This window comes from Faecalispora anaeroviscerum (assembly GCF_947568225.1).
GTDB classification, from domain to species: domain Bacteria; phylum Bacillota; class Clostridia; order Oscillospirales; family Acutalibacteraceae; genus Faecalispora; species Faecalispora anaeroviscerum.
On record NZ_CANOOQ010000001.1, the window covers coordinates 311,606 to 326,358 of the forward strand.

At 50.2% G+C, this 14,753-nt stretch carries 13 protein-coding genes and 1 riboswitch; of the genes, 3 read left to right on the forward strand and 10 right to left on the reverse strand.

Annotated features, from left to right (window positions below):
• Positions 1-49 precede the first annotated feature (49 nt).
• The 4 genes from QOS46_RS01545 to QOS46_RS01560 form a co-directional block, all read right to left on the reverse strand.
• Positions 50-673 carry a DUF47 domain-containing protein gene (locus tag QOS46_RS01545; protein WP_283606778.1) on the reverse strand — a complete coding sequence of 208 codons (624 nt, stop codon included), beginning with the start codon at positions 671-673 and terminating at the stop codon, positions 50-52.
• Between the two features lie 45 nt (positions 674-718).
• A complete protein-coding gene (locus tag QOS46_RS01550) occupies positions 719-1,771 on the reverse strand; it encodes an inorganic phosphate transporter (RefSeq protein WP_283606780.1) in 1,053 nt (350 codons plus the stop codon).
• 459 nt (positions 1,772-2,230) lie between these two features.
• Positions 2,231-2,500 (reverse strand): helix-turn-helix domain-containing protein, encoded by a 270-nt coding sequence (locus tag QOS46_RS01555; protein ID WP_283606782.1) that lies wholly within the window; start codon positions 2,498-2,500, stop codon positions 2,231-2,233.
• Positions 2,501-2,518: 18 nt separating this feature from the next.
• Positions 2,519-3,184, reverse strand: a complete 666-nt coding sequence (locus tag QOS46_RS01560) for a GOLPH3/VPS74 family protein (protein WP_283606784.1) — start codon at positions 3,182-3,184, stop codon at positions 2,519-2,521.
• Between the two features lie 248 nt (positions 3,185-3,432).
• Between QOS46_RS01560 and QOS46_RS01565 the strand changes: the two genes are divergently transcribed.
• The 3 genes from QOS46_RS01565 to QOS46_RS01575 all read left to right on the forward strand — a co-directional run bounded on the left by QOS46_RS01565 (position 3,433) and on the right by QOS46_RS01575 (position 8,145).
• Positions 3,433-4,332 carry a sigma-E processing peptidase SpoIIGA gene (locus QOS46_RS01565; RefSeq protein ID WP_283606786.1) on the forward strand — a complete coding sequence of 300 codons (900 nt, stop codon included), beginning with the start codon at positions 3,433-3,435 and terminating at the stop codon, positions 4,330-4,332.
• An 8-nt stretch (positions 4,333-4,340) separates the two neighbouring features.
• Positions 4,341-5,057: an RNA polymerase sporulation sigma factor SigE gene (sigE, locus tag QOS46_RS01570; RefSeq protein ID WP_283610751.1), complete on the forward strand. Its 717-nt coding sequence runs from the start codon at positions 4,341-4,343 to the stop codon at positions 5,055-5,057.
• A gap of 356 nt (positions 5,058-5,413) precedes the next feature.
• A riboswitch (NiCo riboswitch) is annotated at positions 5,414-5,510 on the forward strand.
• Positions 5,511-5,622: 112 nt separating this feature from the next.
• Positions 5,623-8,145 carry a cation-translocating P-type ATPase gene (locus QOS46_RS01575; protein ID WP_283606788.1) on the forward strand — a complete coding sequence of 841 codons (2,523 nt, stop codon included), beginning with the start codon at positions 5,623-5,625 and terminating at the stop codon, positions 8,143-8,145.
• 205 nt (positions 8,146-8,350) lie between these two features.
• Here QOS46_RS01575 and QOS46_RS01580 read toward each other — a convergent pair whose 3' ends face one another.
• The 6 genes from QOS46_RS01580 to QOS46_RS01605 all read right to left on the reverse strand — a co-directional run bounded on the left by QOS46_RS01580 (position 8,351) and on the right by QOS46_RS01605 (position 14,655).
• On the reverse strand, positions 8,351-8,854 hold the full coding sequence (locus tag QOS46_RS01580; RefSeq protein WP_283606790.1) for a DNA-deoxyinosine glycosylase: 504 nt from the start codon (positions 8,852-8,854) through the stop codon (positions 8,351-8,353).
• The gene (locus QOS46_RS01585; protein ID WP_283606792.1) at positions 8,838-10,181 is read right to left on the reverse strand and encodes a CCA tRNA nucleotidyltransferase; all 1,344 of its coding nucleotides are present in this window, start codon (positions 10,179-10,181) and stop codon (positions 8,838-8,840) included. The genes QOS46_RS01580 and QOS46_RS01585 overlap by 17 nt, the downstream gene beginning before the upstream one ends.
• 128 nt (positions 10,182-10,309) lie before the next feature.
• A complete protein-coding gene (locus QOS46_RS01590) occupies positions 10,310-10,519 on the reverse strand; it encodes a hypothetical protein (RefSeq protein WP_283606794.1) in 210 nt (69 codons plus the stop codon).
• A gap of 16 nt (positions 10,520-10,535) precedes the next feature.
• Complete coding sequence (locus QOS46_RS01595) at positions 10,536-11,837, reverse strand: GerAB/ArcD/ProY family transporter (protein ID WP_283606796.1); 1,302 nt, start codon at positions 11,835-11,837, stop codon at positions 10,536-10,538.
• Complete coding sequence (locus QOS46_RS01600; RefSeq protein WP_283606797.1) at positions 11,834-13,003, reverse strand: Ger(x)C family spore germination protein; 1,170 nt, start codon at positions 13,001-13,003, stop codon at positions 11,834-11,836. Before QOS46_RS01600 ends, QOS46_RS01595 begins: the two co-directional genes overlap by 4 nt.
• A complete protein-coding gene (locus QOS46_RS01605; RefSeq protein WP_283606798.1) occupies positions 13,000-14,655 on the reverse strand; it encodes a spore germination protein in 1,656 nt (551 codons plus the stop codon). Before QOS46_RS01605 ends, QOS46_RS01600 begins: the two co-directional genes overlap by 4 nt.
• Between the last annotated feature and the right edge of the window lie 98 nt (positions 14,656-14,753).

Genomic DNA, 14,753 nt, shown 5'->3' on the forward strand with positions numbered 1-14,753 from the left:
GACAGCCAAAAGCTGCCCGCCGCAAATACGTGTGATATAGAAAAGGAAATCAGGTGTTCTTCATAATAACACTTTCCACTACATTGGCTACATCTTCGCATGTATCGCAGCAACGCTCAAAGTGGTTGAAGATTTCCGTCCAGGTGAAGATTTCGATCGGGTCGGTGGGATTGGCATACAAAGCATGAATCGCTTCGGTATAAAGCTTGTCGCCGTCCTCCTCCATCCGGTTGATGTCAATGATCATCTGGTGGATTGTGCTGGATTTGTTGAAGTTGTGAAACTCATCCATCATCGATTTCAGAGCCTGGCAGCAGGAAACAATGATAGAGCCGAACTGCAGCGCCTCCGGGCGAATGGTTTGCGTGTGAAACATGTACAGCCGCAGCACAACGTCCTCAATTCCGTCGGTCACGTCGTCGATCGTCTGAGCCAGCTCAATAATATCCTCGCGCTCAATGGGAGTGATGAATTCCTTGACCAGGCGGCTCATCATCACGTGCTTGGCCAGGTCAGCCGCATGCTCAATTGCATGCATGTCCCGAATACAGGCATCCATCTTTTCCGGGTGGTAATCCTTCAGCGTTGCCAGCAGTAAATCGGCGGCCTGCATGCAGTAATCAATGCCCTCAGACAATACATTGTAATAATATTGATCGCTTTTTCTCGCCATAGTTTCGATTCTCCTGTTTCGTCAAGGTGTCGGCAGATGCCGATATTAAAAAATAGTTATAAACAGTTTGGCCATCAGAAAACCAATCAATCCGCAGCCGGGGAAGGTTAGTACCCAGGTCATCACCATTTCTTTCACGACTCCCCAATTTACGCAGGAGAGACGTTTTGCGGCACCAACACCCATAATGGCGGTGGTTTTGGTATGTGTGGTAGAAACCGGAATGCTTGTCAGGGAAGAAAGCAGCAAACAGCCTGCGGCGGCAAGGTCAGCCGTGAAGCCCTGGTGTTTTTCCAGCTTGACCATGTCCATGCCGACAGCCTTGATGATGCGGTAGCCGCCGATCGAGGTGCCGAGACCCATGACCAGGGAACAGAACAGCATCAGCCAGATTGGAATCTGAAAGTTCGGCACGTTTGCTTCTCCCTTGGCCAGGAACATCCCCAGCATAAATACGCCCATGAATTTTTGGCCGTCCTGTGCGCCGTGCATAAACGCCATGGCCGCGCCGCCGCCAATCTGTGCCTTTTGAAAAAATGCGGTGGTGCGCCGGCGATCCATATTGCAGCAGAAGAACTGTGTAACCTTGGCGCTGCCCCAGCCCATGACAAAACCGAGCAGGGTTGAGAGAACAAGGCCGTAAATCACCTTGATCCACTCGGCACCGTTAATGCCCGAAAGGCCGCCGTGCAGGGCGATCGCCGCGCCGGAAAGTCCGGCAATCAGCGCGTGGCTTTCGCTTGTGGGGATTCCGAACCACCAGGCGGCAGTGGCCCAGATGACAATCGCCAGCAGTGCGGCGCACAAAGCCACAAGAGCTTCGTGTGTATTGCCGCTGAAATCAACCATGTTATAGATGGTAGCGGCTACGCTGGCATTGATTGAGGTCATAACAAAAACGCCTAAAAAGTTGAATACGGCAGCCATCAGAATGGCCGGCCTTGGCGCCATAGCGCGGGTAGACACGCATGTGGCAATCGCGTTGGGGGCATCCGTCCAGCCGTTCACAAGAATCACTCCGGTGGTGAGCAGCGCAGTGATTCCAAGCATGGGATAAATCGAGATCCACGATATAAAATCTGCTAGTGAGACAGTCATTTACACTCCCCTTACATGAATGCTTCATCATTTTTTAACCTGTTCTTAAAATAGTTCCTCCTCATTATATCACATCTTGTACGAAGCGAAAGATATTTTATTTGGAAAAAGAAAAGTTTTCAAACTACATCAATGATCCGATAATTTTCGGCGAAAAAAGGTACAAATTTTCACAATAGTTTTCCCCGAAAATCAAAAGTGGAGGAAGAAATAAAATGAAAAATGGTTAGAATCACAACAAGAAAATAGCAACTTATAATATAATATTCATAGTAAATAAATTAAATTTAAATACAGATAGAAAGAAGGAGAGGAACTTATCAGTAAATGATTGAAGTACTCACCGCGAATTGAATAACCTGATTGCATAGAATTTAATATTATTTAATATTTATAATTAATTTAATCAATAATATATAGTTATAAGGAAATGGATTATGAAATTGACTCATTCTATTGCTAATTTCTCTGTTTGGAATTAAGCGTTTCTTTGATTTGGGAAATGGAAAGTCCATCCTCTTTCAGGCGCTTAATATAGGAGATACGTTCCACAGACTTGGTTCGCCTGTATCGGCGGGTCAGATTTTCTTCCTCCTGCTCAAAAGGAAGCATACCTTCCTCAGTGTAATATTTCAGGGTGCTGTATCTAGCACCTGTCAGCCTGACCAACTCTCCGATTGTCACATATTCCGCGGTCTGTATAATCTCCAGCTGTCTTTGCCTTGACAAAAACAGTCACCTCCATTTTTATGAACCGGCGCTGCTGCCAACGGATGCCATTACAGCAATCAGTGTATCAACGTAGTCTATCATTTTTTTGATCAAAGAGCCGGCTTCGCTTTCTTTTATTTCCTGTATGCGACGGTTCAGGGAATCTGACTCGAATTTTGAGAAATAGTTTTTGATCAGTCCGCTTTTCTGCAGCAATGCACCAAGTACAAGTGTATCGTCATCCACCGTGCCGTCTTCCAAAAAAACGGCACGGAGTTTTTCAACAATTTTTTCAACCTCTTCTTGATTAGGCACATAGACAGGTCTGTTATGAAACAGCCCTCCTGTTTTTGGGAAAACACCCTGCTGCTCTGCCATAGGCAGGCAGAGCGCTTGCAAATAGTGATCCGGAAGCTTATGGGAGGAAAAGACATATTTGGCTGCGAGATCATAGACCTTCATGGGTTTGCTGCCCTTTAAGGTATCATAAAGCGGCTCCAGGTGAAATTGATTGCGTTCCAGCTCCTTTTCAACGAGAACTTTATTTTTCGCATCGATGGAAATTGTGCCGGAGTACAGCAGTTCCAAAAGTCCGCCTGTTACAAGACACGTTAGGATTTCCGTCTGCCGCAGCATGGGAAGCGTACCCTTCGGGCTTAACGCGCATAAAAGATATTCCTGCGTAAATGATAATTGTTTCATTAGAGCACCTCACATCAACTTACTACTTACTACTTACTGCTTATAGAATAATGTATCTTATGGCACATGTCAAGGTGCGTTACAAAATTGATTTTCAAAGGCACTTTCCAAAGCACAAACATAACCGCAAAAAGAGATTTTTGGCTTCCATCCCCGTCTTTTTTTATTCTTCCGGCGGGAACAAGTTTTGACAGAAACAGCCGTTTTGAGCGGCTATAATAATTTTGCGGCGCAAAAGGAGGGGCGGGATGAAGCAGATTATCTACGTAGATGTTTTGGTGGCCGTCAACCTTTTCGTCAATTATTTTTTGCTTTTAACAGTTGCCGGATTTTTTCATATTTCCGCTTCACGGTTGCGCATGGTACTGGGGGCGGCTGTCGGAGCCCTCGGTTCTCTCGTGATTTTGCTTCCGTCGCTGCCGGTGCTTGCATCCTTTTTAGTCAAGCTGGTGCTTTCCGCCGCCATTGTGGTTACAGCGTTCGGTGTTTCCTCCTGGCTTTTTTTTCTGCGCACCGTAGGCGGATTTTACCTTACCAGCTTCGGCTTTGCTGGCGCGATGCTGGCGCTTTGGTATCTGGCGGCACCGAACGGAATGATCATTAAAAATTCTGTGCTTTATTTTGATATTTCCCCGCTGATGCTGCTGGCGCTGACCGTTGTGTGCTATGCAGGCGTCACGCTGCTCAACCGGCTCACCGGGCAGCGGCAGCCAACTGCGCTGTTCTGCTTTGTCACAGTCTGCGCGCAGGGAAAGCGTGTGCGCCTTACCACAAAAATTGATACGGGGAACAGCCTCAAGGAGCCGTTTTCCGGTTACCCGGTGATTGTGGCCGAATATCAGTGTGTGCAGGAACTGGTTCCGCCCGCGGTAAACTCCTATCTGTTTGTGTCAGCGGGAGAAAAGCGGGGAGAGGTACAGCCGGGGCTTCGTCTGGTGCCATTTCGTGCGGTAGGGGGAGAGGGAATTTTGCCGGCGTTTCGGCCGGATTCCATTGAAATTCAGACGGCAAAAGAGAGGACTACAGTTCAGGAGGTATACCTGGCTGTTTCCGCCCAGAAACTGGGCACAACAGGCTTCAGCGCTTTGCTGAACCCGGAGCTTATCACACAAGGCAAGCGGATTGCCGGAAAGGAGAAATCGTTGTGAAAAGGGGAATGGAAAAACTGATTTCCGGAATCAGGGGGTGGCTGCTGCGGCTAATCTGGCGCTTTTGGCCTGCGGCGGAGGTGCACTACATCAACGGTCCGGAAACCTTGCCTCCGCCTTTGACGCCGGCTCAGGAAGCCATTGTAATGGAAAACGTGCGTCTGGGCAGAGAAAACGCGCGCGAACCGCTCATCACCCATAATCTACGCCTGGTCGTATACATAGCGAAGAAGTTTGAATCCAGCTCGGCCGGAGTAGAGGATCTGATTTCCATTGGGACAATCGGCCTGATCAAGGCGGTCAATACGTTTTGTCCGGAGAGGAACATCAAGCTTGCAACGTATGCGTCGCGTTGCATTGAAAATGAAATTCTAATGTACCTGCGGAAAAGCTCACAGCTGAAAAACGAAGTGTCTATCGACGATCCGCTAAATGTGGATTGGGACGGCAACGAGCTTTTGCTGTCGGATGTGCTGGGCAGCGAACAGGATACCGTTAACAAAGGAATTGAAAAAGAGGTGGAAAAGGATCTGCTGCTGGAAGCGGTGGGGCATCTTTCCTCCCGCGAGCAGCAGATTATGCAGCTGCGCTTTGGTCTGAACAACTGCCGCGAGCATACACAAAAGGAGGTTGCGGATACGCTCGGAATTTCACAGTCTTACATTTCGCGGCTGGAAAAGCGAATCATCGAGCGGCTGAAAAAAGATTTGGAGCGGGTTGGGTAACCAAACAGATATTGGGGCAGATGCGTTTTCGCAGCAATATCTCACTAAGTATCATAAGGTGTATTCTCGCCGCTGCCGTACAGCGGCGAGAATTTGACCGAGGAGCGGTTTAAGGAATGGTCTACCGCCGCCAGTTAGGCCCGGCGGAATTATGTGGAGAGCAAACTATCCGGAAGGGAGATGCGGGCAAAGGCGCGATGGGATGAAAGACAGAAAAATAGGCGCATAGTCTACCGTTCCTTCCCGGTAGTGTCCTCTTTAAGAAAATTATAGTTGACAAAGCGCGATCGGTTGCATATAATCTAATACAATCTCTAATTGCACTGCGTTACATTCTGACAAGGGATGCAAGATCAACAGTACAAACTGAGCAGGCAAAGCCCTAAAGGGTGTTGAGCCGGGCCGCGTTTATGGCGGCAGCAGATGGATTATTAACACATCTGTGGGACAGTAGTATGTTCCGCGGGTGTGTATTTTTATACCCTAACGGGACAGCCGACTTTTGAAATGGAGTGCCATAGGAGAAATCAAGCCCTGCTTTAAGTAGGAAACGGAGGATTCTTTTATGACAAACACACCCGTAAATTCGGCGGGGCTGACCGCCGCGGAAGTCAAACGGCTTCAAGAGCAGTTTGGGAAAAACGAACTGACTCCACAAAAAAAAGAAAGCTTTCTCAAAAAGACGCTCCACATTATCTGTGAGCCCATGTTTTTGCTGTTATTAGTGGCGGCGACCATCTATTTTCTGTTGGGCGAGCCCCGGGACGGCATCATAATGCTCATCTTTGTGGTGGGTATCATCAGCATTGATGTTATCCAGGAATGGAAAACCGACAAGACCCTAAACGCTTTGAAGGGCCTATCCGCGCCCCATGTTACCGTCCTTCGGGACGGAAAGGAGCAGACCATCGCCAGCGCTGACCTGGTTCCCGGAGACTTGATGATGATTTGCGAGGGTGTAAAAATCCCTGCCGATGGCGTGGTGGTGAAGTGCGCCGACCTTTCTGTGGACGAATCCTCTCTCACCGGTGAAGCCGAGGGTGTATGGAAAGTGACAGAGAATAGCGCAGGGTCGTCCGGTGACTACTGGCGCAGGGATTACTGCTATGCGGGTACACTGGTCACACAGGGGACGGCAACTGTCCGTGTGGATAAAATCGGCTTGGCCACCGAGTATGGAAAAATCGGCAAAAATGTAGCCGCTGCCCCGCAGGAAGATACCCCGCTCCAAAAGCAGACCGGCAATCTGGTCAAGACCTGCACCATCATCGCGGGTGTTCTGTTTGTGCTGGTGGGTATTTTTACATGGATGGATATACCCGACCACAAGTTTATGGATCGATTGGTGGAGAGCGTCCTCTCCGGCGTGACGCTGGCTATGGCCATGATCCCGGAGGAGTTCCCCGTCATCCTCACCGTGTTCCTCTCCATGGGTGCATGGCGACTGGCCAAAAAGCACTCCCTTGTACGCAAGCTTCCCAGCGTAGAGACTCTAGGCGCAGTGTCGGTGCTGTGTGTGGATAAGACGGGTACCGTCACCATGAATCAGATGTCCGTGCAGGAACTGTGGGTGGCCTCCGGTGATGAGCGGGGCATGGTGGAAACCATGGGCCTCGGCTGCGAGACCGACACCTATGATCCCATGGAAAAAGCGATGCTTGCCTGCTGCGAGGCTCACGGTATCACACGGGAACACCTCTTTGAGGAGAGCAGTTTCCTTACGGAATACGCTTTTACCAATGAACTGAAAATGATGGGCCATGTCTGGCAGCACGACGGAGACATCCTGATTGCGGCTAAGGGGAGCCCGGAGCGGATTTTTACTGTCTGCGAGTTGACTGAGGAGCAGCGGGCGGAAGCGGAGCGTAAAAATCTGGAGCTTTCCGGGCAGGGCTTGCGGGTTATCGCTATCGCCACGGCAAAGCCCCGTAGCGAGGCGGAAATTCCCGCTTCCATCACCGACTGCCGCCTCGTGCTGCTGGGTCTTGTTGGGCTGGCTGACCCTCCCCGCGAGAGCGTGAAAGCGGACATTGCCGTTTGCAACCGGGCGGGTATCCGCGTGGTGATGATTACCGGCGACAACGGCATCACCGCCTCAGCCATCGCCAAAAAAATCGGTCTGCCCCATGGAGACGACATTATCACCGGTGATATGTTGAATAATATGAGCGATGAGGAACTGCAGGAGGCCATCAAGACGGTTTCCATTTTCTCACGGGTGGTGCCGGAGCATAAAATGCGCATTGTTAAGGCGTTCAAGCAAAACGGCGAAATTGTCGCCATGACCGGCGACGGTGTGAACGATGCGCCAGCCCTTAAATATGCCGATATCGGCATTGCCATGGGCAAACGGGGCAGTGAGGTTTCCCGTGAGGCCGCCGACCTCATCCTGATGGACGATAACTTCACCACCATTGTAGAAACCGTTAGGGATGGCCGCCGCATCTATGACAATATCCGCAAGGCGGTGGGCTATGTTTTTACCATCCATATTCCCATCGCATTTTCGGCTCTGCTGGCCCCGTTTCTTGGCATCGCACCATCCGCACTCCTGCTTTTACCGCTCCACGTAGTACTGCTGGAGGTGCTCATCGACCCCACCTGCTCTATCGTTCTGGAGCGTCAGCCCGCCGAGAGCGACATCATGGAGCGCCGTCCCCGCGACCCGAAAGATAAGCTGCTGACCGCCGAGCTGCTGGGCAAAAGCATTTTGCAGGGAATTACGGTGTTTGCTGCCTCCTTTGGCTCGTATTTCGCGGTGCTGGCAAACGACCCCGCCAATGCATCCGTAGCCCGCTCCATGGGGCTGGCCGTCATCATGCTGGCAAATCTGTTCTTGGTGCAGGTTAACAGTTCCGACCATGATTCCATCTTTCAATCTGTTCGTCGCCTGATGAAAGACCGGGTGATGTGGACGATTAATCTCGGCACGCTGGCGCTGCTTGGCCTGATTCTGTATACGCCGCTGTCTGGCGTTCTGAAGCTTGCCCCATTGCCGCTACCGTTGCTGTTGGTTGCTCTGGGAATTTCAGCTGCATCTGTGCTGTGGTATGAACTAGTAAAGCTGAAAAATCGCTTAAAGCGCTAATATTCAAAACAGCCCGGCACATGAATCCATTCATGTGCCGGGCTGTTTTGCTTGTTTATTACCGTATTCAGTTTGCCTGATAGAGGGAGTCATAATCTACCCCTATGACTTCCCACCTTTTGCGGAGAGCATTTTTTTATGATGAGAAAAATAGGGGTTCGAAGACCTTTTTATTCATACGGAATCTCTGCCGCTGCCAATAGTGTTAGCTCTCCTGCAAAAAAGGCAGGATTGCCCGGTATTCCTCCAGTAGGCGATCCATCGGGTATCTTCCGCGGTTTGCGGGGCTGGTGGAGGGCAGGGGGAGAAATGGCAGTGCAATTTCAGCCAGCCAGGCGGAGCGGTAAAAAGAAGCCGCTTTGCCTCCGGTGGTAAACACGGCCCGAAGATTCGCCGTTCGCAGAATTGGGGTCAGATCATTTAGGGCGGGCTCGGAAATACTGGAATCATCCGCACCCTCAATGGAGCAGCTTTTAAGCACGTCCCACAGGGCAATCCGGTTTTTGAGCAGAAAGTCCGTTTTCTCCTGATTCGTTTTCGGCAGCTCGCTGCCGAGCAGAGCGGAAAGCACCGGCCAGAATCGGTTCTGCGGGTGGGCATAGTAGAAAGCCTGCTCCCGTGATTTTGGGGATGGGATGGAACCAAGAATCAGAATTTTGGAATTTCTGTCGTAAATGGGAGGAATCGTATGTTCAACAATGCTTTTCATGCAGCACCTGCTTTGCCAGGTTCAGCAAAGCCTCCTTTTCATTGGGTTTTTTTCCGTTGATGACCGCGTCCAGCAGCCGAGACAGCAGTGTGCCCACTTGTGGTCCGGGAGGAACGCCGAGGGCAATCAGATCATTTCCGCTTACTTTTAAATTTTTTAGGGAAAAGCATTGCTGCTCCGACAGAACCTGCTCCAAAATCGGGAGTACGGCATCGAGCTGATTCAGCCTGTCGTGGTAGGCGGGATTCTGTGCCAGACTGTCTGCCCGTTTTATCTCCAGCAGGGCGCGGAAATCTTCCTCGCCCATCCGGTTCAGACGTCGGCGAATCCAAGCGGCGTCAGCCTGAAGAGGCATATCGTGTACGCGAACCAGCGTGCTGACCCGGCGGATGGTTTTTCCGTCCAGACGCAGGCGGCGGAGTGCTTGCTCTGCCAATTGTACGCTCACCGCGCCGTGCCCATAAAAGTGCCCGACTCCTTTTTTGTCACAGGTATAGGTGTGAGGCTTTCCGCTGTCGTGCAGTAAAATAGCAAGACGAAGCACAGGGGCGGGGGGCGTTGCGTCCAGTGCATGCAGCGTATGCTCCCAAACGTCGTAAATATGGTGGGGATTGTGCTGCTCAAAGCCGAGCATCGGCAGAATTTCGGGCAGAATCTGCCCGATTACCAGAGAGAACTCCCGTAGAACCCGGGCGGCATGTTGGCCGCACAGGAGCTTTAGCAGCTCGGCGCCGATTCTTTCCTGCGCGATGTGGTTCAGCAGTTCACTGTGAGTACGCATACTTTGAGCGGTTTTTTCGTCGGGGTACAGTGCAAGCACGGCGCAGAAACGCAGCCCGCGCAAAATTCGCAGGGCGTCTTCTTCAAAGCGACGGTCGGGATCGCCAACACACCGCAGTATTTTTTTCCGCAGATCCTCCTGCCCGCCAAAGCAGTCAGTCAGGCCGTCTTGCTCGGAATAAGCCATGGCATTGATCGTAAAATCCCTGCGGGATAAATCGTCATTCAAGCTGCCGGTGAAGCAGACGCTGTCCGGCCTTCGATTGTCGGAATAGGTGCCGTCGATTCGGTATGTGGTGATTTCTACTGCCATTTTGCTGCAAAGTGCGGTAACAGTACCGTGCTTCAGGCCGGTTTCCAGCAGCTTGAGGCCGTTCAGCGCTAGCTTCACTTCCTCCGGCCTGGCCGAAGTGGTGATGTCCCAGTCCTTTGGGGAAAGGCCGAGAAGGCTGTCCCGAACGCATCCGCCCACAACCGAGGCTTCGTAGCCGGCAGTATTCAAGCAGCGCAGAATTTTCTGCACTGGGAGGGGAATCTCCAGTTTCATAAGTATCGTCTACTTTCTGTAATCATGGGGCCATATCCTGCATTTGCGTAAGCCTCTGCGTGCAGCCATGCACAGAGAATGGTATAATGGCTGGTTTTCAGCCATTATACCATAAAAACAGAGCACCGTTAATAGGTCAACCCGACTTTCGTCATGACATCCCCAAGCAGCATCAAAATGCTAGGGATAGGAATCCCGAGGGAGCGGATGATAGATAAAGCGCAGATAATCGAGAATAAAACGCAATAAATAGTCAGATCGTGCTTGTTCTTTTCCCGAATCAAAGGGGGGAGATCAATGGCAAGAATAATTAAATAGATGAAAACAACTAAAAACATAGCCCGTCTCCTTTCTTTAAACGGACTGCGACCGGTAAGGCCCGGAGCCGGAGGCCTTGGGGCTGGACTGTGATTCGGAATCATGAGACGGCTTTGCTCCGGAATTTGGCCGGGATTTTGAACTGTTCTGCGCTCTGGAATCGGAAGGGGACTTCGAGCCGGACTGCGGTGCGGAGTCTGTCTTTGCGCCGGAGGAACTGCTTCGGTTTTCTGTTCCGCTTTGTCTTTTCCGAGTCATTCCGCGGAACTTTGCGATGACTAACGTGACAAGCGGCAGAATAATCTCAAAGATCGGCCAGACCAGCGGTACGATTTTCTGTCCGGATTCATTGTGGGCCAGTGCGTTTGGATACAGAATAAAACCGGTGGTTACCGCTAAAGCACCAATCAATAAAATCAGCCGCCGGTGATCCTGAAAGCGCAAAAGCTGTGCCGCGCTGAGGGTTGTAATATAATAAAGCCATGTTATCTTAAAAAATAACAGCGCAATCAAAATAAATGCAAAAACAATTTCCATGCGGCTGAGCGCTTGGGTTACACTGACCATGCGCAGCGTTTCAAAGGATGGCAGGGCGAAAAGCGAAATGGTATTCCCAAGAACGGCGATATCTCGCATAATAACGAGCAGAATGGTGATGCAGCCAATAATAACACCGCCCAAAAGCAAAGGGAAGAATCCTCGTTTTCCTGCATCTACATGATTTGTTGTCATTAAAAAGATAATGATTTCAGCGAACGGGATGGTGACGACAATATTTGTGGCCTGAATATACTTTTGGGGCTTGAGGTCCATCATGGGCAGAAAATTATCAAACTCCATCAGGTTTAGTGTGAGAAGAATCGTTGCGATGACAATCAATATACAAATCATTGTCATCATGAAGCCGTATTTTACCATCTGACGCAGCCCGCCCACATAGACGGCCCACGCGGAGGTTAAAAGGAACGTAAATGCGAGGACAACAAGCGGTGTCTTGGGCATGATGGTTGCTTTTACAAATTCACTTAAATCACTCAGATTCAAAGAAGTTAGGATCAAGAAGAACAGCACATACAGTGCGCTAAAGAATTTGCCCAGGTATTTTCCATACACGGTCTGCAAAATTCCAAACAAGTTCTTTGAAGGAAAGCTCTCAATCAGTCTGCTGTAAACCCATACCAGCGGGACACAGAAGATGAGGGCAAATAGGACTATGATCCAGGAGTCTTGACGGGTGATTGAAAGAAAGAAAGAGGACAACAGGGACGAAGACTGAATATAGCAAGCCATGGCAAACATAAAATCCAGACCATGGACCTTTTTCGATTCCGGTTTCATTCATGACCCTCTCTCATATTTAAAGATTCCGAAATTTTACCGCTGGAACTCAAATTGGTTTCTACCTCCAGCTCCAGGCGAATTTTGGGGTAGATGGCCGCCCAGGCGTTCTCCATGTTTTTCCACTGCTTTGGGTGGTATTTATGAATATGGGCGCCAATTCCGTAAATGTCGGAGCGCAGTCGCTGCGATTCAGCAAAGCAGGCTTTGATTTTGGTTTCCAGATCCGCCTTTGCCTTTTCATTGAGAAGTGGAATCACCTTATTAATGTCCATGCTGCGAAAATTTTGCAGCTCGCCGATCGAGAGGTTTGTATTGATTTTTAGCTTATAGGTGATGTTTCCCTGATCGTCCAGCTGGATTTCTTTTTTACAGATGGATTTTGTGATTTTCAGGCTGGCATTGCCAAGCTCTGTAATCAGCTCTACGCTTCCGCCATCTACTTCGCCCATGCTGAGCATATAGCCCTGCATTTGGTACATATCGAGCATTCCAACCATAATGTCATCCTTAAAAACAGCCATGCCGCAAAAATTCAGGGTTTGCTGCTTGTTTTCTTCCTTTCGCTCCACAACCAACGTTACGGGAGCGGTGGAGTGGTCCACCAGGCGGGAGGTGAACTGCAGCATGTTTGTGCTGGTATACGGAGAGATTGCCCTTTCGTTCTGTATCATTCTGGATAAGGCGATAGAAGGAATTTTATCCTGCTCGGTTTGAGTGCTTAAAATGCTTCTCGCGTCATCCTTTGCTACCAGAATCCAAACCTCCATGCGGGTTTCCGCATTTCTCATAAAGGTGTCAAGATAAGGCTTTACTCCAGCCTTCGCCACGCCGCTGCCAAAGAGGATTACCTGATTGTGTTGAAGAAAAAGCTCACGGCTGTTTCCGTACCGCAGCGTGTCCATTCCGCCAATAATAAATCGGTTTTTCGTTTCTCTGATCAAGTAGGGGGAAGTGTTGTTTCCGCCGTCCTCTTTCTTTGAGCCGTTCTGAACCGTTGCAATCTGAAAACTGAGATCCAGCTGTCCGGGATTCTTGCTGGTGTCGATTCCGACGCCGGTGACGATGGAAAGGCCGTCCAGCTCTTTATTGTCCCAGCAGCCCGTCATGCACAGAAGAACGCTGCATAACAGCATGGAAAAAATGAGTTTGAGCTTTTGTTTCATGATCCATCCTCCCCGGAGCCGGAATTCCCGGATTCACCGCTGGGGGTTGCGGCAGGGCGAGGATTGGGAGGAATGAAAAACCGTCTGCGGGTCATATCGTGTTTTGCCAGGCGTGCGGGGCGCCTTGTCATCACCCATAGGGGCATGCGGATGACGCCATCCTCCAGATCCCTTGAGAGAGAGAATCCGTTAAAATAGGTGGTGCCGAAGGAAGAAAGCGAACCAAGATGGACCAGAAGCCCCAAAAAACACAGGCAGATTCCGTAGCCGCCCAGTGCGGCAGCGAAAACCATTGTGATCAGGCGCAAAATAGCCATGGAGTCATTCTGCTCCGGTACGACAAAACCGGCCACGGAAGTCAAAGCAATGGTGATGACCATTGGTGCGCCTACCAGACCGGCGGAAACGGCGGCGTCACCCATAATCAGCGCACCTACAATGCTCACAGCTTGGCCGACCGGGCGCGGCAGGCGCAAACCGGCCTCCCGCAATACTTCAAAGGCGAAAATCATGAGCAGTGCTTCCAAAAATGCGGGGAATGGGGTGCCCTCTCGGGCGCTGGCGATCGTCAGCAGCAGCGTAGTGGGAATCAGCTCCTGATGAAAGGTGGTCAGAGCAATATAAATTGCGGGGAGAAAGACGGAGAAATTATATGCAATATAGCGTAGAATGCGCAGGAGGCTGGCAAACAGCGGGCGAATATAATAGTCCTCTGCACTCTGGAAGGTTTCAATGAACAGCAGGGGAGCGGTCAGTACAAAAGGACTGCCGTCTGCAATGATCGCGACTCTGCCTTCCAGTATTTTCGCCGCGGCAACGTCTGGCTTTTCGGTATACCCGACGGTGGAAAAAATGGAAAACGGGGCATCCTCAATGTATTCCTCTAAATAACCGGAATCTAAAACAGAGTCCACATCCAGCCTTTTGAGTCTTTCACGCACCTCGTTTACCACCTCGGGTCGGGCCACTCCCTCCAGGTATGAAATGCACACGTTAGTCAGTGTTTTTCGTCCGATTGTCATCTGCTCCATGCGCAGGCTGGGGCTTTTGATTTTACGGCGAAGCAGAGAGGTGTTTGTTCGAAAATTTTCGGTAAAGCCTTCGCGCGGGCCGCGTACTACAGACTCTGTTTCCGGCTCGGTAACGCCGCGCTTTTCCCAGCCCTTGGCGCTGACTCCCAGACCAATCGCGCATCCTTCTACCAGAATCACGGCGTCGCCGGAAAGAATGCCGGCGGCCACCTGAGAAAGCTTTAACAGAGTTTGGGTATCACCAGAGCAGAGAATTTTTTCCTGCAGCTGGCTGATGCGCTCCCTTCCGTCCTGTCTGGAGGAGGGGACGGTATATTCCATAGATAAAATGGGGTACAGAATTTCGTCCGAGATCACCTTTTGATTGATCAGTCCGTCTACAAACAGCAGAGCGGCAGGGCATTCCCTGTTTTTTCCAAGACAAAACCGGTGTATTTTGATATCACCGCTGTTTCCCAATAAATGTTGAACGTATGTCAGATTCTCCTCGAGCCGGTCCGAAATTTCCGGATCTTTGGAATCCGTTTTCTTTTCTGGCTCCTTCTTTTTTTCATTTTCCTGATTCGCGCTGTTGCGATGGCTGTAAAACCCAATTTTACGCTGAAATAGATTCCATATCATGGAGGTCCCTTCCTTTCCCAAGGATATTTTTCTAGTATTGCAGAAAAGAGAGGAATCATACGGAATCAGGCGCGGCAGTGCTTATTTTATTGTTTATT

What these genes read in the sequence shown, in the direction of transcription:
- QOS46_RS01590 (WP_283606794.1), bottom strand. Translation starts at nt 10,519, where the DNA reads ATGTTTTTAGTTGTTTTCATCTATTTAATTATTCTTGCCATTGATCTC.
- QOS46_RS01600 (WP_283606797.1), bottom strand. Translation starts at nt 13,003, where the DNA reads ATGAAACAAAAGCTCAAACTCATTTTTTCCATGCTGTTATGCAGCGTT.
- QOS46_RS01565 (WP_283606786.1), top strand. Translation starts at nt 3,433, where the DNA reads ATGAAGCAGATTATCTACGTAGATGTTTTGGTGGCCGTCAACCTTTTC.
- QOS46_RS01595 (WP_283606796.1), bottom strand. Translation starts at nt 11,837, where the DNA reads ATGAAACCGGAATCGAAAAAGGTCCATGGTCTGGATTTTATGTTTGCC.
- QOS46_RS01605 (WP_283606798.1), bottom strand. Translation starts at nt 14,655, where the DNA reads ATGATATGGAATCTATTTCAGCGTAAAATTGGGTTTTACAGCCATCGC.
- QOS46_RS01545 (WP_283606778.1), bottom strand. Translation starts at nt 673, where the DNA reads ATGGCGAGAAAAAGCGATCAATATTATTACAATGTATTGTCTGAGGGC.
- QOS46_RS01585 (WP_283606792.1), bottom strand. Translation starts at nt 10,181, where the DNA reads ATGAAACTGGAGATTCCCCTCCCAGTGCAGAAAATTCTGCGCTGCTTG.
- sigE (WP_283610751.1), top strand. Translation starts at nt 4,341, where the DNA reads ATGGAAAAACTGATTTCCGGAATCAGGGGGTGGCTGCTGCGGCTAATC.
- QOS46_RS01550 (WP_283606780.1), bottom strand. Translation starts at nt 1,771, where the DNA reads ATGACTGTCTCACTAGCAGATTTTATATCGTGGATCTCGATTTATCCC.
- QOS46_RS01580 (WP_283606790.1), bottom strand. Translation starts at nt 8,854, where the DNA reads ATGAAAAGCATTGTTGAACATACGATTCCTCCCATTTACGACAGAAAT.
- QOS46_RS01575 (WP_283606788.1), top strand. Translation starts at nt 5,623, where the DNA reads ATGACAAACACACCCGTAAATTCGGCGGGGCTGACCGCCGCGGAAGTC.
- QOS46_RS01560 (WP_283606784.1), bottom strand. Translation starts at nt 3,184, where the DNA reads ATGAAACAATTATCATTTACGCAGGAATATCTTTTATGCGCGTTAAGC.